This window comes from Chelatococcus sp. KU-N122 (assembly GCF_055391085.1).
The window spans coordinates 4364940-4384620 of the sequence record NZ_AP043981.1 but is presented as its reverse complement, the minus strand read 5'-3'; the positions used below and the strand labels follow the sequence as shown (position 1 = coordinate 4384620).

Annotated in this window: 20 protein-coding genes and 1 tRNA gene; 11 read left to right on the top strand and 10 right to left on the bottom strand. The window is 66.5% G+C overall.

Features of this window, described 5'->3' with window-relative positions:
• Window positions 1-3: 3 nt before the first annotated feature.
• The 5 genes from ACZ5PO_RS19760 to ACZ5PO_RS19740 all read right to left on the bottom strand — a co-directional run bounded on the left by ACZ5PO_RS19760 (window position 4) and on the right by ACZ5PO_RS19740 (window position 7032).
• Window positions 4-1041 (bottom strand): branched-chain amino acid ABC transporter permease, encoded by a 1038-nt coding sequence (locus ACZ5PO_RS19760; protein ID WP_464196544.1) that lies wholly within the window; start codon window positions 1039-1041, stop codon window positions 4-6.
• Window positions 1042-1225: 184 nt separating this feature from the next.
• Entirely contained in the window at window positions 1226-2446 is a 1221-nt protein-coding gene (locus tag ACZ5PO_RS19755; protein WP_464196542.1) for a substrate-binding protein, read from the bottom strand.
• A gap of 4 nt (window positions 2447-2450) precedes the next feature.
• Window positions 2451-3308 carry a branched-chain amino acid ABC transporter permease gene (locus ACZ5PO_RS19750; protein ID WP_464196540.1) on the bottom strand — a complete coding sequence of 286 codons (858 nt, stop codon included), beginning with the start codon at window positions 3306-3308 and terminating at the stop codon, window positions 2451-2453.
• Between the two features lie 434 nt (window positions 3309-3742).
• Window positions 3743-5257 carry an amidase gene (locus tag ACZ5PO_RS19745; protein WP_464196938.1) on the bottom strand — a complete coding sequence of 505 codons (1515 nt, stop codon included), beginning with the start codon at window positions 5255-5257 and terminating at the stop codon, window positions 3743-3745.
• Between the two features lie 623 nt (window positions 5258-5880).
• The gene (locus ACZ5PO_RS19740) at window positions 5881-7032 is read right to left on the bottom strand and encodes a substrate-binding domain-containing protein (protein WP_464196538.1); all 1152 of its coding nucleotides are present in this window, start codon (window positions 7030-7032) and stop codon (window positions 5881-5883) included.
• 272 nt (window positions 7033-7304) lie between these two features.
• Here ACZ5PO_RS19740 and ACZ5PO_RS19735 point away from each other — a divergent pair, with 272 nt between their 5' ends.
• Window positions 7305-7718 (top strand): MarR family winged helix-turn-helix transcriptional regulator, encoded by a 414-nt coding sequence (locus tag ACZ5PO_RS19735; protein WP_464196936.1) that lies wholly within the window; start codon window positions 7305-7307, stop codon window positions 7716-7718.
• A gap of 199 nt (window positions 7719-7917) precedes the next feature.
• On the opposite strand, the gene ACZ5PO_RS19730 is transcribed toward ACZ5PO_RS19735, so the two are convergent.
• Window positions 7918-9009, bottom strand: coding sequence for a potassium channel family protein (locus tag ACZ5PO_RS19730; RefSeq protein WP_464196536.1), 1092 nt, complete (start codon window positions 9007-9009; stop codon window positions 7918-7920).
• Window positions 9010-9205: 196 nt separating this feature from the next.
• Complete coding sequence (locus tag ACZ5PO_RS19725; protein WP_464196934.1) at window positions 9206-9880, bottom strand: TetR/AcrR family transcriptional regulator; 675 nt, start codon at window positions 9878-9880, stop codon at window positions 9206-9208.
• 80 nt (window positions 9881-9960) lie between these two features.
• On the opposite strand from ACZ5PO_RS19725, the gene ACZ5PO_RS19720 reads away from it, so the two are divergent.
• The 3 genes from ACZ5PO_RS19720 (at window position 9961) to ACZ5PO_RS19710 (ending at window position 13635) form a co-directional block, all read left to right on the top strand.
• Window positions 9961-11106 (top strand): FAD-dependent oxidoreductase, encoded by a 1146-nt coding sequence (locus ACZ5PO_RS19720; protein WP_464196534.1) that lies wholly within the window; start codon window positions 9961-9963, stop codon window positions 11104-11106.
• An 89-nt stretch (window positions 11107-11195) separates the two neighbouring features.
• Window positions 11196-12743 (top strand): FAD-dependent monooxygenase, encoded by a 1548-nt coding sequence (locus ACZ5PO_RS19715; protein WP_464196532.1) that lies wholly within the window; start codon window positions 11196-11198, stop codon window positions 12741-12743.
• 196 nt (window positions 12744-12939) lie between these two features.
• Complete coding sequence (locus ACZ5PO_RS19710) at window positions 12940-13635, top strand: transglutaminase-like cysteine peptidase (protein WP_464196530.1); 696 nt, start codon at window positions 12940-12942, stop codon at window positions 13633-13635.
• Here ACZ5PO_RS19710 and ACZ5PO_RS19705 read toward each other — a convergent pair.
• Window positions 13622-13942, bottom strand: coding sequence for a hypothetical protein (locus ACZ5PO_RS19705; protein WP_464196528.1), 321 nt, complete (start codon window positions 13940-13942; stop codon window positions 13622-13624). The two genes, ACZ5PO_RS19710 and ACZ5PO_RS19705, sit on opposite strands and share 14 nt — an antisense overlap.
• A 239-nt stretch (window positions 13943-14181) precedes the next feature.
• Between ACZ5PO_RS19705 and ACZ5PO_RS19700 the strand changes: the two genes are divergently transcribed.
• Window positions 14182-14256, top strand: a tRNA-Gly gene (locus ACZ5PO_RS19700).
• Between the two features lie 141 nt (window positions 14257-14397).
• Here the strand turns inward: ACZ5PO_RS19700 and ACZ5PO_RS19695 are convergent.
• Window positions 14398-14643, bottom strand: a complete 246-nt coding sequence (locus tag ACZ5PO_RS19695) for a hypothetical protein (RefSeq protein WP_464196526.1) — start codon at window positions 14641-14643, stop codon at window positions 14398-14400.
• Window positions 14640-14942: a hypothetical protein gene (locus ACZ5PO_RS19690; RefSeq protein ID WP_464196524.1), complete on the bottom strand. Its 303-nt coding sequence runs from the start codon at window positions 14940-14942 to the stop codon at window positions 14640-14642. Before ACZ5PO_RS19690 ends, ACZ5PO_RS19695 begins: the two co-directional genes overlap by 4 nt.
• Window positions 14943-14953: 11 nt before the next feature.
• Here ACZ5PO_RS19690 and ACZ5PO_RS19685 point away from each other — a divergent pair, with 11 nt between their 5' ends.
• From ACZ5PO_RS19685 to ACZ5PO_RS19660, 6 genes are all read left to right on the top strand, one after another.
• Window positions 14954-15304: a hypothetical protein gene (locus ACZ5PO_RS19685; protein ID WP_464196522.1), complete on the top strand. Its 351-nt coding sequence runs from the start codon at window positions 14954-14956 to the stop codon at window positions 15302-15304.
• Window positions 15301-16383 (top strand): hypothetical protein, encoded by a 1083-nt coding sequence (locus ACZ5PO_RS19680; protein WP_464196520.1) that lies wholly within the window; start codon window positions 15301-15303, stop codon window positions 16381-16383. The genes ACZ5PO_RS19685 and ACZ5PO_RS19680 overlap by 4 nt, the downstream gene beginning before the upstream one ends.
• A 10-nt stretch (window positions 16384-16393) precedes the next feature.
• Window positions 16394-16636 (top strand): hypothetical protein, encoded by a 243-nt coding sequence (locus tag ACZ5PO_RS19675; RefSeq protein WP_464196519.1) that lies wholly within the window; start codon window positions 16394-16396, stop codon window positions 16634-16636.
• A 4-nt stretch (window positions 16637-16640) separates the two neighbouring features.
• Entirely contained in the window at window positions 16641-16934 is a 294-nt protein-coding gene (locus ACZ5PO_RS19670; RefSeq protein WP_464196517.1) for a hypothetical protein, read from the top strand.
• On the top strand, window positions 16931-18040 hold the full coding sequence (locus ACZ5PO_RS19665; protein ID WP_464196515.1) for a hypothetical protein: 1110 nt from the start codon (window positions 16931-16933) through the stop codon (window positions 18038-18040). Before ACZ5PO_RS19670 ends, ACZ5PO_RS19665 begins: the two co-directional genes overlap by 4 nt.
• 225 nt (window positions 18041-18265) lie before the next feature.
• A complete protein-coding gene (locus tag ACZ5PO_RS19660) occupies window positions 18266-19426 on the top strand; it encodes a tyrosine-type recombinase/integrase (protein ID WP_464196513.1) in 1161 nt (386 codons plus the stop codon).
• Window positions 19427-19681 lie beyond the last annotated feature (255 nt).

Here is a 19681-nt window from a genome sequence, read left to right as displayed (position 1 = left end):
CCATCACTTTCCCCTGCGGCCGGGCTGGCCGAAGCTGCCCACGCGCTCGCGCTCGCTGACGATCAGGCTGATCAGCCCTGCCGGACGGAAGACGATGACCAAGAGCAGCAGGACGCCCAGGATGATCGGCCAGATGTCCTGGAAGGTATTGGAGAGCCAGAAGCTCGCGGCCTCGATGACGATGGCGCCGATGACCGCTCCGATCAACGTGCCCGAGCCGCCGAACAGGACGTAGAGCACCACCTGGGTGGAGAACACGACGCCGAGGATGTTCGGCCACACGAAGCCTTCGTGGAAGGCGTAGAGCCCACCGGAGAGGCCCGCGATGGCGCCGCCGAGCGCGAAGATGATGGCTTTCAGGTGCTGCACCTTGTAGCCGAAGAAGGTGATGCGCGCCTCGTTCTCGCGCAGGCCGGTGAGCGCCAGGCCGAACTGCGAGCGCACCAGGAAGCGGCAGAGCAGGTAGACGACGATCAGGATGCCCAGGGCGAGGTAATAGAACTCCAGGCCTTCGCCGATGTCGTGCTGGCCGATCGACATCTGCGGGATCGACGGAATGCCGTTCTGGCCGCCGAGATAGTACCAGCCCCGCGCCAGCCGGTCGGCGGCGTAGGAGCCGGTGAGCGTGCCGAGGGATACGAAGATCACGCTGGCGGGGTTGCGCCCGAGCAGCAGGAAGCCGCCGAGCAGCAGGGCGGCGGTGAGACCGATGAGGGTCGCCGCCGGCAGCACCAGGAAGATCGACGTGATGTCGAGATCGCGCCCCAGCAGCGCCACCCCGTAGCCGGCACAGCCGAAGAACAGCGCCTGGCCGAAGCTCATGATGCCGCCGTAGCCCCACACCAGATCGAAGCTCAGGGCGAACAGCGCCAGGATCAGCACGCGGGTGGCGAAGATCGTCAGATAATCTTCGAGGAGGAACGGCACCACCAGGGCGATCGCCAGCACGGCGATCTCCATGATCGGCAGCACGCGCCGCGCCTGGGCCGGCGCGGCGGCCGCATGAGGCAGCGCCGCGGACGAGACTGTTTCGTTGGCCATTTCGCTCACCTGAGGCTGAGGCGGTCGCCCGTGGCGGCAAGACCGGGCTTGCCCCGGCCTTCCATCCGCTCTGCAACCCCACCCACGGCACGCCCGGAGGGGCCGACCTCTCCGGTTCGAGGGATGGCCGGAGCGAGCCCGGCCAAAGTGAGCCCGGCGACGACGAAGTGGGGCAGCATGCCGATCAGCACTCCTTGGGATCGACGAGGCCGGCGCTGCGGGCGACGATCTCGTAGGCGCCGCCCTTGGCCACGGCGGTATACATATTCATCTTGCAGTGGCGCTTGCCCGGCACCATCTCGGCCGGTCCGCCCGGGCCTTCGGCGATCTTGGCATGGTCGAGCGCCGCGGCCACCCCGTCACGGTCGACCTTGCCCGCCTCCTTCACCGCCGCCTCCCACAGCTTCAGGGCGCGGTAGGTGCCGGTCGCCGCGCTGCCGGCCGTGAACTGGAACGTTCCCGGGAACATCTTGTCGTACTCGGCCTGGATCTTGGCGCTCACCGGATCGCTCTTGTCCAGCGCCTTGAAGTAATCGAGGCAGCTCGCCAGTCCCTCGATCTCGTTGGCCTGATTGATGCTCAGCGCGTTCTCATCATAGTAGACACAGGAGAGCCGCCCGCCGTTCTTGAGGAAGCCCGCCTCGTAGAGCTGCTTGAAGAACGGGCCGACGCCGGGCGGAATGACGGTGTTGAAGACCACGTCGACCTTGTTGGAGATGACGCGGTTCACCGTGGCGCTGAAGTCGATCTGGTCGAGCGGGTAATACTCCTCGAACACCACCTCGCCGCCGTTGGCCTCGATCACCTTGCGCGCATACTCGTTGAGCACGTGCGGCCAGACGTAGTTGGCGCTCGGCAAGGCGAACTTCTTGCCGCCGTTCTTGATCAGCCAGGGGATCAGTTCATCGCACTGCTGCGCCGGGGTCGGCCCGGTGCAGAACAGGTTGGCCGTGCACTCCTTGCCCTCGTAGAGCTGGGGGTAGATGTAGAGGGTCTTGCCGCGGGCGACGATGACGTCCTTGATGGCGTTGCGCATCGAGCTGGTGATGCCGCCGACGACGAGGTCGACCTTGTCGCGCTGGATCAGCTTGCGGACATTGCCGACGGCGACGGATTCGTTCGACGCCGTGTCCTCGATGAAGAGCTGCAGCGGCCGCCCGAGGATGCCGCCGGCGTCGTTGATCTGCTTCACCAGCATCCTGGCGACGTTGGCGTCGGAGTTGCCGGAGTAGGCGATGGGCCCGGTCAGGTCGGTGGCGATGCCGACCTTGATCGGCCCTTCGGCGGCGTTGGCCCAGTCCGCGTTGATCACCCAGCTGCCCGTGCCGGTGGCGATGGCGCCTGCCGTGAACGCGAAATTGCCGAGGAAGCGGCGGCGGCTCATGCGATAGTCGTGGTGGGTCATGGGCTTAGATCCCCTTGCCGGCAATGAGGCCCTGCGGCCGGAATTTGACGAAGACGATGGCGAGGACGAACACCAGGATGTCGGCGGCGACCGGCGCGATCACCCACGGCAGGGCCGCGCTGAGCACGCCGATGAGACCCGCACCTGCCACGGGCCCGGCGAAGGAGCCGACGCCGCCCACCATGACGGCGACGAAGCCCTGGATGAGGAAGCGGATGCCAAGGTCGGCGAAGAGCGAGAACACCGGTACCACGAGCGCGCCGGCAAGCCCGGCGAGCGCCGCGCCGAAGGCGAAGGTGGCTCCGTAGATGGCCGGCGTCGAGATGCCGGAGGCGCGTGCCAGACCGGGGTTCTCCAGCGACGCGCGGATCTTCAGGCCGAACTTGGTCTTTGCCAGCAGCAGATAGCTGCCCACCATGACCAGCGCGGTGATGATGATGATCATGAAGCGCCAAGTGGAGAGGTGCATGCTGCCGATGGTGATGGAGCCGCCGATCGGCTCCGGCACCGAGATGTAGAGGCCGCCGATCAGGCCGCGCACGATCTCGCGAATGATCAGGCCGAGGGCATAAGTGCCGAGCATGGCGACGATCGGCGCCGCGTAGAAGCGGCGCACGATGGTTCGTTCGAGCACGAAGCCGAGGGCGCCGACGGCGAACGGCGCCGCCACCATGCCGAGCCAGACCGGCAGCCCGGCCGCGTGCACCACATAGGTGACGTAGGCGCCGAGCAGCACGAACTCGCCCTGGGCGAAGTTGAAGATGCCCATCATGCTGGCGATGATGCCGAGCCCCAGCACGACGAGGACGACGATCGCACCGAAGCTGAGAATTTCGAAGAGGGCCGAAAGTATTTGTTCCATATCGCCTGCGATAGTGGTCTGAGGCTAGAGCATTTCGCAATTGGATGAAATCATCAAATTGCGAAACCCTCCAACTCTTTGAACCTGGAGCGTTTCTCTTGCGATCGGATGAGGCCACCCAATCGTGATGCGCTCTGGAGTGGAGAGGCTGATCTTGTGGCGACCGTCCCGCTCCGTTCCGAGCGTGAACGTCACGCAAAACCAGTGCCAACATCTACAAGCCGGGCATCGGCTCCGGCAGATCTCATGCTGCCGATCAGACAAGGCATCCGCTCGATTAGAAATGCTCCAAACTACTTGAATCTGGGGCGCTTGCTTTTGCGATCGGGTGAGCTGCCCCGATTGCGGAGCGCTCCGGAGCGCCGCGGCTGCTTGCTTCGTCGCCAGCCGCGGCGCCTTGCGTTTGCAGCGTGGTCTTCACGCCGCTACGGCGGTCAGAACGTCTTCCAGTCGCCCGACTGCTCGAAGGCGTGGGCGGCCCGGTAGATCGTCGGCTCGTCGAAATGCTTGCCCACCAGCATCAGCCCGACCGGCAAGCCGTCCACCATGCCGCACGGCAGCGACATCGCCGGGTGGTGGGTGATGTCGAAAGGCGCCGTGTTGGTGATCATTTCGAAGGCGCGAGCCACGTAGTCCTCACGGCTGGCGTCGGGCTCGGGCAGCTTGGTAGCCTTCATCGGCGTGGTCGGCATGAGGAGCAGATCGTACTCGGCGAGCGCCTTGTCATAGGCCGCAGCCACGCGTCGGGACAGGTTGACGGCCTTGCCGTAATAGCGCGGCCCGAAGTTGTTGTGAATATAGGTGCCGAACAGCAGCATCAACTTCGTCGTTTCGGACAGCGAATCCGCCTGCCCGCGCCAGCCGCGATGGTATTGCATGAGCGACGTCGAATAGAGGTCCGAGCGGCTCAGGCCGTAGCCATCGCCATACATCATTGTCTGCGTCATGCCTTCGGTGCCGATCGGCATCCACACCGCGCCGGCGACGAAGTGCATGGGGATCGAGATCTCCTCGACCGTGGCGCCGAGCGAAGCGAACCGTTTCGCCGCTTCCTTGACGCTCTCGTTGACGGCGGCCTCGGCACCAGCCTGCTCGAAGCCCTCCTTCACGATGGCGATCTTCATCCCGGCGACGCCGCCGCCCAGCGCCTTGGTGTACTCGTGCACCTTGGGGGCCTTGATGCGTGGATCATAGCCGTCGTCGCCGGCGATGACCTCGAGCAGCAGGGCGTTGTCGGCCACGTTCGCGGTCATCGGGCCGGTGTGGTCCACGAAGATCTCGATGGGCATGATGCCCGTGTAGGGCACCAGGCCCCAGGTGGGCTTCAGGCCATAGATGCCGCAGAACGACGAGGGCATGCGGATCGAGCCGCCCTGGTCGCCGCCGATGGCCATGTCGACCTCACCCCGCGCCACGACGACGCCGCTGCCGGACGACGAGCCGCCGGCCGAGTAGCCCATCTTGTGCGGGTTGTGGACGGGGCCCGTCGAATTGGTGTGGCTGCCGCCGGACATGCAGAACGCTTCGCAGTGCACCTTGCCCGCGATCTCGGCGCCCGCGTCGAGCATGCGCGTCACGACCGTCGCGTCGAAATCGGGCACGAAGCCGTCGAGCGTCGAGGAGCCGTTCATCATCGGCACCCCGGCCAGCATGATGTTGTCCTTGAGCGCGACCGTCTTGCCCTTCAGCTTGCCGCGCGAGGCGCCCTTGACCAGCGACTTGCGGTACCAGGCGTTGTGCTGGTTTTCCTCACCGGACGGCTGATAGCCCGGCGTGCGCGGATAGCGCACCGGCGGCAGCTCGTCCGGCATGGCGGCAACCGCGTTGTAGGCGCTTACCGAGTCCTGCATCAGGCCGCGGAACGAGGCGACGTCCTCATCGGTCAGCGACAAGCCACATTGATCAGCCGCATCACGCAGTTGATCGGGCGTCGGAAGATGCACTGCCAAGGCCAAGATCGTTCTCCTACTCTACGGGTGTCTTGCGTCTGGCGGGTCGACGGCGAAATAGCCTTGGCTCCGCCTGGGAGAGCGGCGCGAGCCACGCGAAGAGGGGCCGGATCGGGCACAGCGGCCCGATCCGCGCAAAGCCGAAGACGGCCCGCGCACTTAATTCACATCGAAATATTTTTCGTTTCAAGTATCATTTCGCAGCATGTACCCACGCCATCTGCCTAAGGCGTGATCAAAAATGCTTGAGCGGCCGAACATCGCGTCCCGCCGCCGCGACGAGGTAAATCGGCATTTCGGCGCGGCGTGAACCCATGCCAACCGGGCTGCGCTCACCGAAAAGGCCAGCTTCTCCACCGCGACGGGATCGAGCGTCGCGGCCTGCTGGGCCGATGCCTGCAAAAAGTGCAGCTTTTCGAGCCGTCGCGCGGCGGAGCCTTAGCCGCCGTAGCGAGCGCCGAGCCGATCCCTCCGGCGCAATGACGACTGGAGCGCTTCCTGAGCGGATGGAACCATGCTCTGATCACGACGAGGCGCCGAGCGGCGGGAAACGTGTCGCCTGCTCCCGAGTCGAGACGTGGGAGCAAGTCTATCCGTTCGGGTGATTTGGCCTGAAATGCTCGTCAGAACCGGCGCATCGCGCGAAAATCGTGCCCGTCGGCTTCCGCAAGGTAGATCGGCATCTCGGCGCAGCTGGCGTGCATGCCGACCGGCCCGCGGCCGGCGGAATAGACGAGCCTCTCCGCCGCAGCGACGAGCGGCCACAGATCGATCGTACCGGCCCGCTCCGCCAAGGCCTTCAGAAAGTGCAGGCCTTCGTAGTTGGACTGGGCGGTGGCCCCGGGTACCGGCGCGTGCAGACCGAAGGCGCCGTAGTAGCGTTCGCGAAACGCGTCGTTGGCGGCCGAGCGCGTGCTGGCGAAATAACCGGACGCAGCGAACATGTTCTCGGTGTTGTCGGCGCCGATGCCGAGCAGCACGGTCTCGTCCATGGCGCCGCCGAGCCGCAGCATGCGCGCGGCCAAGCCCCGCTCGGCGAAGGCGCGGTTGAAGATCACGCTGTCGTTGCCAATGATCGAGATCAGCACCACGTCGGGCCGCGCCGCCTCGATGCGGCGCAGATAGACGTCGTGGTCATGCTCGCCGAGCGGCACGAAATCTTCGCCGACGAGGCGCCCGCCCGCATCGGCGATGTATTGCTTGACGGCGCGGTGCGACAGCCACGGCCACACGTAGTCGCTGCCGATCAGATACCAGCGCTGCGCCCGCTTCTGCTCGGCGAGCCACGCGATCGCCGGCCGCGACTGCCGCGGTGGGGTCTCGCCGATGGCGAGCACGCCGGGGGTGCGCTCACCGCCCTCGTAGATCGGCGTGTAGACATAGGGCACCTGGCCGGCGATCGCGTTGCGCAGGGCGACGCGAACCGCGCTGATATGGCCGCCGACGATGATGTCGACCTCGTCGAAGCCGACCGCATCGATCGCCAGATCGGCCACCTCGTCGGGCGCGCCGCCCGCATCGAAGGTGATGAGCTCGATCTCGCGGCCGAGGATGCCGCCGCAGGCGTTGATCTCGCGTGCGGCCAGCGCCGCGTTGTTGAGGGACGCCGGACCCCAGATACCCGCTGGCCCCGACAGCGGCACGAAATGCCCGATCCTCAGTCTGTCGCGCCGCCCGCGGCCGAGCCCGTCATGGAAGGACCGCCCACCGCCGCCGCGGCGCCGCACCGGGGGCGGAACGCGCAAGGCGTGGTAGGAGGCGTCCAGACGGATCATGCGGAGCGCGCTCTCGGGATCAAGGGCTGCCCTTGCTGATGTCGGCGTCGCGCCGATTGCGATGCTGCTCCTGCCATTCCTTTTGAATGGACGGGGCATGCGGCGGAGTCTAGAGAGGAAATATTGAATGTTCAACAATTCGAGCACATAAAGCCGCCAACCGCGCGCAGCTTGTGCTGCCCCAGTCGATCAGGCCCGCAGTGTCCGACACCTCCGATCCGCAGCCGCTCGAAGCCCTCTCCGCCGGCCCGAGCCCGTCATCGAGCCCGCCCATCACCGAGCACCTGACCTACCTGCTCGCCCAGGCGAACCGGGAGATCAACCGGCAGCTCGATGCGCGCCTGAAGAGCGAAGGCGTTCAGGTCGAGCAATGGCGCATCCTCAAGGTGCTGTCGGACGGCAACGGGCGCTCGATGGGGGACCTGGCCGAAGCCGTGCTGCTCAACCACCCAACGCTCACCAAGACCATCGACCGCATGGTGGCGAACAGTCTCGTCTATCGCATCCCCGACCCGCAGGACCGGCGCAAGGTGCTGATCTTCTGCTCCGACCGCGGCATGGCGCTCAGCCGCAAGCTCAACTCCCTGGCGCTCAGCCAGGAGGCCCACATCGTCGACAGCTGGGGCGACAAGGCGACCAACGACCTGAAGCGTCTGTTGGAAAGCCTGATCGAAAGCGCCGGCTGAGAGCCAGCGGCCGTCCATCGCCGAGGCCCATGACCGATACCGGTCCGTTATTGATCTGCGGAGGGATGGCGCCCGCGCTATTCCTCATTCCGGGGCCTGCCGCACTGTCGACGCCGGCGCGCTCCTTTGCCGAAAGGTGGCGGGTCCCTATCGCCAGCAGCCTCCGCCTCGCCTTTCAGGAGCGGCAGCGAGCAGGCCGTCACCGCCGATAGCGGCCGGCGCGCAGGCCATGAACTCCCTTCCTGGCCAGAAGGGCGATGGCGGCGGCGCCGTTGCCGCGAGCCACGAACACGACGTCATCGCCGGCCTCGATGCGCACGCTCGGCCCGGGCCTCGTCACGACGAGACCGTTGCGGCGATGGATCTCCACGATGAAGAAGCTGCCGGCGCCGCGCCGCTCCGCGTCGCCGACCAGGACGTTGGCGAGCGCGCCGTTGTCCGGCACCTTGGCGACCTCCAGGTCGAGCCCCATTGCCCTGAGCTGCCGCTGCATGTCCTGCATCTCGGTGTCGCCGCGGATGAGGACGTCGGTCTCCGGATAGAGGATCATCTCGGCGATTCGCTCCGCTCCGATATGCGTCGGCAGCACCACCTTGTTGGCGCCGGCGTGGCGCAGCTTGCCCTCCGTCGACGGCACCTCGCCGCGGGCAATGATCTCGATGGCATGATTGAGGCTGCGCGCGCTCAAGGTGATGAAGACATTGGCGGCATCGTCGGGCAGCACCGTCGCGAGAATACCGGCGCGTTCGACGCCGGCGCTGACGAGGGCGGCCTCATCCGTGGCGTCGCCGTCGACGCACAGATGTCCCGCCGTCTCGGCATAGCCGAGCTTGCTGCGGTCCCGCTCGATCACGACCAGGTCGCGGCCGGCCACCTTGAGATCATGGGCGAGCATCATGCCCATACGGCCGAAGCCGCAGATGACCACATGCCCCGACAGCATGTTGATGCGGCTCTGCATGCGGTTGGCTCCAAACATGGCGTGCAGTTGCTGGGCGGTGAAGATCTGCACGAGCGCGCCGGTCAGGACGATCATGCCGGTGCAGCCGAAGACCATCGTCGCCATGGTCACGCCGTGCAGGTAGGGCGTGTCGATCGGACGGACCTCGCCGTAGCCGACCGTGTAGACGGTGAGCGCCACCATGTAGCTGGCGTCGGCCAAGCTCCAGCCCGCCCGCATGTAGGCGAATGTCGCGACGACGACGACGACGGCCATGAAGGCGAGAATGATGGCCAGGTTGCGGATGGGCGAGGCCAGCAGCGCCCCGGTCGTGTTCGCCAGCCGCTTCATCGGGACCATTGTTCGGCGCGCCGATAGCCCGGGTGGGGCGCGCGGAGCCATATAAGGGGACGCTGGCCGGCCGCGCAACGCCCTTGCCGCCCCCGCTTGGGGCGTTGAGGGCAGGCGGTGGGAGCCGGACCGGGCGGACGTGCGCAGCGTTCATGGCGCGGCCCGTCGGCACCTGAATCTGATTGATCCCCAGCGCCTACCGGAGGTTCTCGATGCCGACCAGGATAAGGTCGATGCCCGCAAGAAACTGCTCGCGGTCGTCATGGTCGGGAAGCTGCGCCGCCACCTGCCGCACGAACGGATGCGCCGCGGGATCGAGCTGCGCCCACCTGGCGGCAACGGTCTCGAGAAAGGCCGATCGATCCGTCGGACGCGGGAAGAGGCGGGCACCCGCGGCGTACTGTCCGGCGAGACCGAGGATATAGCTCATGAGTGCGGTGGCGGCGTTGAACTGGGCGCTCTCGGGAACGTCGCACGCCTGAAGTTGCCGGCCGACGCCTTCCAATATCCGCAGCACGGCGTACTGCCACGGCTCGCGGGAGAGTTGGGCCCCCACCCAGGGGTGCGCGTCGATCGCATCAAACAGCCCGAGGGCGAGGCTGCGGATCGCGTCCCGCGGCCCCAAGTCCTTCTTCACCACCTCGGACATGGCGCGGGCGACGACATGGTCCGTGGCCGCCGCGAGCAGATCGCCCTTGTCGGCGACGTGCCAGTAGATCGCCCCGCTCCCGGTCGTCAGCCGCGCCGCGAGCGCGCGGAATGTAAGGGCGCCCTCCCCGTCGTTATCGAGGATCTCGATCGCCGCTTCGACGATCCGGTCCTTCGACAGCGCGTCTGCGCGCCGATCGCTCCGCTGAGTCCTGGTCGTCATGCGCACCTTCTTGACATGGCTGGAACGACGTTCCAATAGGCACTCATGGAACGTCGTTCCAATGAATGTCCGAGAGAACCATGATGACGGCGGCATCGGTTACGATCGTCGGCGCGGGCCTGGGCGGCCTCGTCCTCGCCCGTGTCCTTCACATTCATGGAATCTCCGCAACGATCTACGAGGCCGAACCTTCGGCAGGGGCCCGCACGCAGGGCGGCCAGCTCGACATCCATGAGCAGGATGGGCAGGTCGCGCTCGCGGCTGCCGGCCTCACCGACGCGTTCCGCGCGATCATCCACGCGGGCGGCGAGGCCACGCGCGTGCTCGACCGGCACGGCGCGGTGGTGTTCGAGCAGCCCGACGACGGCACGGGCGGGCGGCCCGAGGTGCTGCGGGGCGACCTGCGCGCCATCCTCCTCGACTCCTTGCCCGCAGGGACGATCCAGTGGGGGAGGAAGCTCACCGGGATCACGGCGCTTGGCGAGGGCCGTCATCAGCTGGCGTTCGCGGACGGGTCGAGCGTGAGCACCCAGATTCTCGTCGGCGCCGACGGCGCCTGGTCCAAGGTCCGGCCCTTGCTCTCGGACGCGAAGCCCGAATACGTCGGCACGTCGTTCGTCGAGACATATCTGCACGACGCCGAGGCGCGCCATCCCGCGGCGGCCGACGCGGTCGGCAGCGGCGCGCTGTTAGCCCTCACGCCGGGACAGGGGATTTTCGCGCACCGTGAGGCGGGAAGTGTTCTTCACGCCTATGTCGCGCTCAACCGCCCCGCCGCGTGGTTCGCCGGCATCGACTTCAGCGACGCCGGAGCGGCCAAGGCGCGGGTCGCGACCGAATTCGACGGGTGGGCGCCGGCGCTCACCGCCCTCATCACCGACGGCGAAGCCGCGCCGGTCCTGCGGATGCTCCATTCCCTTCCGATCGCACACCGATGGGACCGCAAAGCGGGGGTGACGCTCCTCGGCGACGCCGCGCACGTGGCGCCACCCGCCGGCGAGGGCGCCAACTTGGCGATGCTCGACGGCGCCGAGCTCGGCAAGGCGATCGCGGCGCATCCCGACGACATCGAAGCGGCGCTCGCCGCCTACGAAGAGACGATGTTCCCACGCAGCGAAGCGGCCGCCGCGGACGCGCACCAGACCCTGGCGCTCTGCCTCGACGACCGCGCACCGTTCGGACTCGTCGACTTTTTCAGCGGCGTCCGCGAGGGGACGTATGAGTGACCCGCACAGCCCATTGGATGGGTCCATCCGATGGTGAAATGCTCCAGGCGCCACTCTGTTAGCCCCCTAGGGGGTTGAGGAGTTTGTCCATGACTTATGATGTCGTGATCGCCGGCGGCGGGCCGGTCGGCTTGTTTCTCGCGTGTGAGCTACGTCTCGCAAGCCTCGCCGTGTTGGTGCTGGAGCATGCCGAGGACCCGCGCTCGCCCCTGAAGCGGCTTCCGTTCGGGATGCGCGGCCTCTCGGCGCCCACCCTCGAAGCCTTCTACCGGCGCGGATTGCTGAACGACATCGCGGTGCCGCAAGGCGCGAAAGACGGCTCGGGGAGCAGCCGCGCTCCGGCGGCCGCGCACTGGATGCGAGAGTCGCGCCGCCCGGGCGGGCATTTCGCCGGCATTCAATTCTACCAAGACAACATCGACACCTCGACGTGGCCGTTTCGCCTGCCAAGTCCGGCCGGCACCAGCATGGCGGTCGATATGGAGTCCCTCGAATCCGCCTTGGCCGCTCGCGCAAGCACGATGGGGGTCGAGATCAGGCGTGGCCTCGGCGTCGAAGACTTCGACCAGTCGGATGACGACGTGACCATTCGCGCTGGTGGCGAGACATTCCGCGGACGCTGGCTCGTCGGTTGCGATGGCGGCCGTAGCACGGTGCGCAAGATTGGCGGCTTCGAATTCGTTGGCACCGATCCCGAGTTCACCGGCTATTCCGTTGAAGTCGATGTGGCCGATCCGGATAAGCTCCGCCTGGGCCGCCATTATACTCCGACGGGCATGTATACTTATTCACGGCCCGGAACCATCGCGATGGTCGAATTCGACGGGGGCGCTGTCCACCGAACCCGGCCGATTACGCTCGAGCATGTGCAGGCGGTCTTGCGCCGTGTGTCCGGCGCGGACGTCACTTTGACGGCCCTCCGGCTCGCCACCACCTGGACAGATCGCGCCTACCAGGCGACGGCTTACCGCAGAGGGCGGGTGCTGCTCGCAGGCGACGCCGCGCACATCCATTCTCCCTTGGGCGGCCAGGGGCTCAACCTCGGACTCGGCGACGCGATGAATCTGGGTTGGAAGCTGGTCTCCACGATCCGTGGCGACGCGCCGGCCGGCCTGCTCGACACCTATTCGAACGAACGCCATCCGGTGGGAGCGGACGTTCTCGACTGGTCGCGCGCTCAGGTCGCGCTCATGCGGCCGAGCCGGAGTTCACGCGCGCTCGGAGCCATCATCCGTGATCTCATCGACACGCGCGACGGCGCGACATACTTCGCCGCGCGCGTGTGGGGCGTTGCTCTTCGCTACGACCTTGGCGGCGGCCATCCGCTCGTGGGCCGCAGCGTTCCCGACTTCGAGCTGGTCGACGGGACGAGGATCGGCGAGTTCCTCAAGAGCGGCACGGGCTTGCTCCTGGACTTTGACGCTCGCTCGCCGCTTCAAGCGCTTGCAAGCCGTTGGCGTGACCAGATCATGTATGTCGCCAGCGACGCGAAGTACCGGTTGGGCTTGAACGCTGTTCTCGTGCGTCCCGATGGCGTCGTCGCCTGGGCCGGTGAAGGCGCGTTCAACGGTGAGGGCGCTGCTCAGGCTGCATCGCGATGGTTCGGCGAGCCCGACAAGGTCCGTGGGTCTGCCTGAACCGGGCAACGCCACCGGCGATCCATGTCCGGCGAGGTCGGCTTCCCACCCCGAACCGAGGGCGGGAAGCTCCGGCGCCGCGCCGAACGGCGCGGCGCCGGAGTGACGTTAACCAGTTGTTTACCTGATGCTTGCCTTGCCTCACCCTCCGCGGCCAGAGTGTTAAAACTTCGTTAGCTTTCTCGGATGGCTGGGAATGAAGCGCTCGGTGTTGCGGAACCTGCGGGCGGTCGCGTGGCAGTTGGCCATTTTCGCGGGGCTGACGCTCTCGGCTCACGCGAGCAACCGGGCCGCTTCTCCACTTCCCGCGCCGGAGGCGGCATCCTTCGCTCCGGTCGGGGCGGTGTCGAGGCCCATGCAGGGCTGGGTGACCTTCTGCAAGGCCCAGCCGGCGGAATGCGCGGAAGGCCCGCTGACGCCAGCCACGGTCCACCTGTCGGCCCAGTCCTGGTCGGAGCTGACCCGCGTCAACGGGCTCGCCAACCGGGTGATCGAACCCATTACCGACGACGAGCATTACGGCATCTACCGGATGGGGATCCGCAACTGGTGGACCTATCCGGACGACGGCAAGGGCAATTGCAACGACTATGTCCTGCTGAAGCGCCGGCTCCTGGTCGAAGCGGGCTGGCCGCCCTCGGCGCTGCTGATGACGGTCGTGATCACACCGGCCGGCGAGGGCCATCTCGTGCTCATGGTCCGAACCGATCGCGGCGACCTCATCCTCGACAGCGCCCGCGATACCGTGCTCGCCTGGGACGAAACCGGCTATACGTTCGTCAAGCGTCAGGCTGAGACCGATCGGAACGTCTGGGTCTCGATCCAGTCCGTGACGTCGTCGCCGCTGACCGCCGCGTTGCGGGGCGTGACCGGCGTGATCAGCAACCGTTGAGCTTCCAGTACTTCCCGACGAGGGCCTTGTCGTCACGATCCAGCACGGCGAAGGAGCCTGGAACGACGACGAAGAAGCGTTCGTAAACTCCGCCCGGAGGCGCGACCTGTCCGCAGACAGCGTAGCCCGGCAGGTTTCGGCTCGGCTTGACCGCGAGAGCCTGGAAGCGGAGCTCCGACTCGGGATCGAACCGACGCGCCACCGCCGCCCGCGCCACGTCCGGCACTTGCTCCGCGCGGACCAGCGCTTCTCCCGGCGCCGCAGCGAGGAGAACGGGCAGCGGCGCGAAGAGCCATGGAGCGATCATGGCAGCGAGGGGTATTGCATCGCCACCGTGCCAGGCAAGAGCAACGCAGCCGCCGCGGCGGACAGCCGAGATGGAATCACCTGATCGGGCCATGCTCCGGCGAAAGAAGCTCGCCGGGGCTGCGACGGGCTTGATCGAGGTGGGGGAAAGCTAGTACATCTGCATCCGGCTTTTCCGGCGAACGCCGGTTCAGCTCGATATTTCGGCCGAAAACGCCAATGTTTTCAACGCCGAATTGCGCGGGCGTAGTTCAGTGGTAGAACGACAGCTTCCCAAGCTGTATGTCGTGAGTTCGATTCTCATCGCCCGCTCCAAAATTTCCCAAGGAATTCAAAGAGTTTAGGCGATCCGACCCCGACCAGCGTTTCAGAACGTAGCGGGTACGAACGGATCGCTTCGGGGCAGTTCGGGGCAAAAAGTCCCGAAAAAGTCCCGAAGCGGATCATGGTTTGTTCTCAGGCGGCGACCGCCGGCCGGTGCACCGAATCAAACGACCGCTCCCACACCTCGGTCAACAGTTTCAGGTCGTCCATGATGTGGCTGACTACCGCCGCCAGCGCGTCGGCGCCATTTTGGTCCAGGCCACCCCTTTGGTAAGCCACGAGCGCGAAGGCGGCGTGGGCGAGGTTCGCGGCGTCCCGCAGCGGCGACTCCATATCGGAGATGAGGGCGTCGAGGCTGGCGTTGGGCAGGTCGCTCATGCTGCATCGCCTCCATCGTCTTCGTTGCCGGTGTACTCGCTCTCGTCCCACAGGAAGCCGATGAGCTCTTTTCCGGCCGTGAACGTGGTGCCGCGCGCGAACGTGACGCCGCCGTCGGCCGGATCGTAGCGGTTGCTGGTGAGCAGCCCGGCCCGGACCAGCATGGTCATCGCCATGTGGATCTCAAGACATGCGTCTTCCTCCCGAACGTCGAGCGCGGACAGCGTGGCATAGAAGTGAGCACTGGCGGTGAAGGGGCCCGGGACGAGGGCCGCCTGCTTGACGGCCTCCGCGAGCACGGCCGCACGGAATGCGCCTCCGGGAGATTTTCGAGACGATCGGCACGCCGCAGGAGGAAACGGTCTATGGGCGCGAGGCGCAGGCCTGGGAGGCGACCTGGAAGGCCATCGAAGCGCTGCCGCCCAGCCCGGAGAAGGCCGCCGCCGCCATCCTCGTTGAAGCGGTCTGCCGCAGCCTGGAGCTCGACGCCAAGCTCTCCGACCGTGAATACCACACTGCCGAGATAGCGCTCCAAGGGCTTCGACCGATCATCCGCGGCGCCGTGGCGGACAGCGTCGACGAGGTGCTGAGCGACCGCAACCGGTCGTTCCTCCATTCGAAGCTGTCGCAGCAGCCGCCGAGCCTGGAGGCGCGCGCGTGACCACCGGCAAGCGCCAGATCGCCGCGATATCGATCGCCGGCCTGGCACCGGGCGCGCCGCCGACGGAGCCGCCCGTCAGCATGATGGTCAAGCCGACCGTGCTCCTGGTCGACGATGCCTACCAGCGGAACCTGTCCGAGCGCTCGCTCCGGCTGATCCGACGCATTGTCGAAGGCTGGGACTGGCGCCGCTTCAAGCCGCCGGTCACCAGCTGGACCGACGACGGCCTCGTCGTGCTCGACGGCCAGCACACGGCCATCGCCGCCGCCAGCCATCCGGCCATTGCGGAGATCCCGGTCATGGTCGTCGAGACGGCCGACCAGCAGGCGCAGGCCTCCGCCTTCATCGGCCACAACCGCGACCGTCTCGCCGTGACGCAGGTGCAGCTGCATATCGCCTCGGTCGCCGCCGGCGATGAGGAGGCCGTGACCATCGCTCGGGCCTGCGCCGCCGCCGGCGTGGAGATCATTCCGGCGACGCCGAAAGAGCCGAAGGCCGGGCAGACGATGGCCGTCAACGCCATCAGGGCCATCGTCCGCCGCGACGGCGAGGAATATGCCGAGGTCGTGCTCGCCGCCGCCGTCGAAGCCGGGATCGCGCCGCTGACGGCCGTTCACATCAAGGCCGTCGACCACCTGCTCGGCACCGAGGAGTTCTCCGGCCAGATCGACGCCGAGCGTCTGGTCGCCGCCATCCAGGCCACGGCCGCGACCGCTGACGCTGAGGCGCGCGTCTTCGCCGCCACGCACTGCGTGCCGCTCTGGAAGGCGCTCGCGACGGTCTGGTTCAAGGCCCGCAAGAAGCGGATGGTAGGTCGGCCCGCAGCATCGGATCCGCCAGCCAACGAGCCTAACCCGGCTGCCGCCGACGTGGCGATCGGCGCGTACACGCCGGGCCCGTTCATGCGCCGATGCACGTCCTGCGACGAGACCTTCAAGGGTGCGAAGAGCTGCTCAATTTGCGCGGACTGCGCGCAAAAGCCGATGACCGGCGCCCCAGCACATCACCACGAAACCCATGCAGCGCCTGCGGTTGGAGGTGGTGACCTCGCCGGCAGCGCAGCACCCATTTCTGCATGAGGGCCGAACCATGAACGACAACGTTGTGAGCCTCTTCGACGCAGCTGAGGCAGGCCTTCTTGAGATGGTGCGCGGCCGTTGCGCCGAGAACTTCACGGTCATCGTCACCTGCCGCAATGGAGGGTGGCAGGTCACCACGATCGATTTCGACGCGCCGCAGATGCCGCCCCGCCCGGACATGGCGATTGGCGCCGGAAACAGTTTCGCCGAGGCTTGGCATGGGCAAAGGCCCACCTTGGCGCCGGAGGCCTGAGCCGATGCCGCAGGACCCCGACACCCCACACGGCTCCGTATTCCCGCCGCGAACCTACTTGGACGTCTTCTTCTACGGCAACGAGGAGATGATGCGCGGCTTCTTGGACCAGATCGGGGGCGCGCCCGATCCAGGTGACAACAGGTCGCCATCGTATCGCTGGGGATGGGCCAACGCCAAGCGCGATACGCAGCACGAAGACGACGGGTTCGATCACATCCGGCACGAGTACATCCGCGAGAGCGGGGAGTTCAAGAAGCTGCCGCATGCCCTGATCCGGCTGGGGCCGAACACGTGACCCTCGACCTCGACAAGTTCCGCAAGGTCGTGGCGCTCATGAACGGCGCCACGGTGGAGGGGGAGCGCAAGGCGGCTCGGTCGCGGGCGACGGCCATGGCGCGCGCTGCCGGTATGTCGCTCGACAGGGCTCTCGCCAAGATGAGCGAGAAGTCGACCGCGCGGACCGCCAACCCATTCGCTGGCAACCCCTTCGCCGACTTCCAAGACTACATGGAGGAGAAGGAACCGGGCTGGAAGGCGCAGCGGGCACGCGAAGCTGCCGATCGGGCCGCTCGCAATGCGAAGCGCAAGGCCGAGCTGCTCCGCGAGCACGGCTCGGCCGTGGCCTTCTTCGCACTCACGCCGATCGAGCGCGCTCTCTACGATGCGGCGACGCCGTTCGCGGAACGGAAGCTCAAACTAGATTGGATCGAGGGCGAATTCGCCTTCACCGATAGCCTGGACGGCCTCCCGGAGTGGGCTTTCCTGAGCAAGGCGGCACCGGAGGCCGTCAACGCCATCCGGGCCGCATGGCCCATGCCAGACACGTTCGCCGGCCTCGTCGCCGAGTCGAAGATGTGGGATAAGCTCCGGCGCGACCGGCAGGTGTTCTTGGAGCCCCACGGCGAGTACCTCATGCACATGGAGGTCTGCGCCCGCGAACAGATCATCGAGCACGAGCTCGACACGCGCCCCGTCGCCAACTGGGACGACCTCGCCGCCCGCTTCGAATGGGAGCACCACAAGCAGGTCCGCCAGTGGATCGATCCGGCCGATGGGAAAGACGAGCCTATCGTCGCCCGGCTGCGTGATGACTTCGAGATCCTGCGGGGCCTGTATGAGCGAAGTGCTCAATCTGATCTGGAGCATTCTAGCGACGGACAATTTGTCCGTTGCACAGAAAATATGCAGGCGAAAAATTGTCGTTTGCATCTGTGTGGCCAATCAGGCCAGACGGTCGAGCCCACCACCGCCTCACAGCGCCGCCAACGCCTGGTCGACTTCCTCAACAGCCCCGAGAGCGAAGGCCTGTCCGATCGGGACATCGGCCGGCGCCTCGGCGTGTCAGCCCAGACCGTCAGCAGCTGGCGCTGGAGGCTGGCTCACGGAGAAACCAATGGCTGAGGCAGCTGCCATCCCCCCGGCCCTCGCCGAGGCCTTCCGAGAGCGTGTCACCGTACCCATGCGAGACGCCGCTCGCCTCCTCGGCATGGACGAGCGCACCTTGCGGCTGCACGTCCAGGCCGGCAACATCCGATACGTCGCGCTCGGCTTCGGGCTCGCCCGCCCGCGGCGCGAGTTCACGCTGGCCGACATCACCGACTTTTTGGAGAAGATGAGGCGGCAGGAATGTCCATCTACAAGCCCAAAGGGACGCCGTTCTACCACTACGATTTCCAGTACCGTGGTGACCGGTTTCATGGCTCGACGGAGACAGCAGATCGACGAAAAGCCGAAGCGATCGAGAAGGCCGAAAGGACCAAGGTAAAGGAGCAACACGTCCGCAACAGCCGCAGGGCCGCGCAGACGACGATCGACGAGGCCGTCGGCCGCTACTGGGATGAGGTCGGTCAGCACAGCAGCGAGACCGACCTCGAGGCGAACCTCGCCAGGCTGGTGACGCTACTGGGCGAGACGACCACCTTGGCGGAGCTCGACGACAATCGCCTCGCCAAGGCGGTGGCCGAGCGCCGCAAGGACACGCGCGCGGTCAAGGGCGGTAAGCGCAAGCCGATCACACCCGCACGCGTCAATCGCACCGTGCCCGAGCTGCTGCGCCGGATCATGACGCGCGCGAGCGAGATCTGGAAGATCCCGCTGCCGGACGAACCAAACTGGTCTGCCCATATGCTCAAGGAGCCGACAGAGCGCGTGCGTGAGATGTCGTTCGACGAAGAGGCCCAAATCGAGAGCGCGGAGCGCGATGACTACCGCCCTGCCCGGCTCTTTGCTCAGGCGACAGGCCTGCGCCGGCGCGAGGTCGTCAGCCTGACATGGCCGCAGGTCGACTGGGGCGCCGGCGTCATCCGCGTCGTGCAGAAGGGTGACCAGCCCCACACGATCCCGATCACGCCAGAGATCACCGGGATTCTATGGCCGCTGCGCGGGCACCACGAGACGGCCGTCTTCACCTTCGTCGCGCAGCGCACCAAGCGCGAAGTGAGGTCGGGGCGCAGCTACGTGAAGGGCCAGCGCTACCCCATCACTTACAACGGGTGGGGCACACAGTTCGGGCGCACTTTGGGGAAGGCCAAGGTCGCGGACTTCCGGATCCACGATCTGCGCCACACGGGCGCCACCAGGACGCTGCGGGCGAGCAAGAACATCCGGGCTGTGCAGCACATGCTCGGCCACAAGGATGTGAAAACGACAATGCGCTATGCCCATGCCATGCAGGACGACGTCGCCGAAGCGATGGAGGCGCGCGTCACGGACGAGGCTCGCCGCCGAGCGGATTATGAGTCCCGAAAAAGTCCCGAAGTAGCAGCCACGATCAAGATTTCTTCTTAAATATCAATTCGTTAGTTCGATACGCTGAAAGCTTCCCAAGCTGTATGTCGTGAGTTCGATTCTCATCGCCCGCTCCAAAATTCCTCCAAAAGACCAACGCCACAGCGCGATCGAGGCGGGCGGGTATTTCGGGACGAAGCGGGCAAGTCGGGGCAAGAGGTCCTGACGGGAGCCTGCTTCGCCTTCGCCGGCGAATCGCCTGGTAACCGGCGAGCTCCGGCATGGCCAGCCGCCCCGAAAGCCCCACACCCGGCC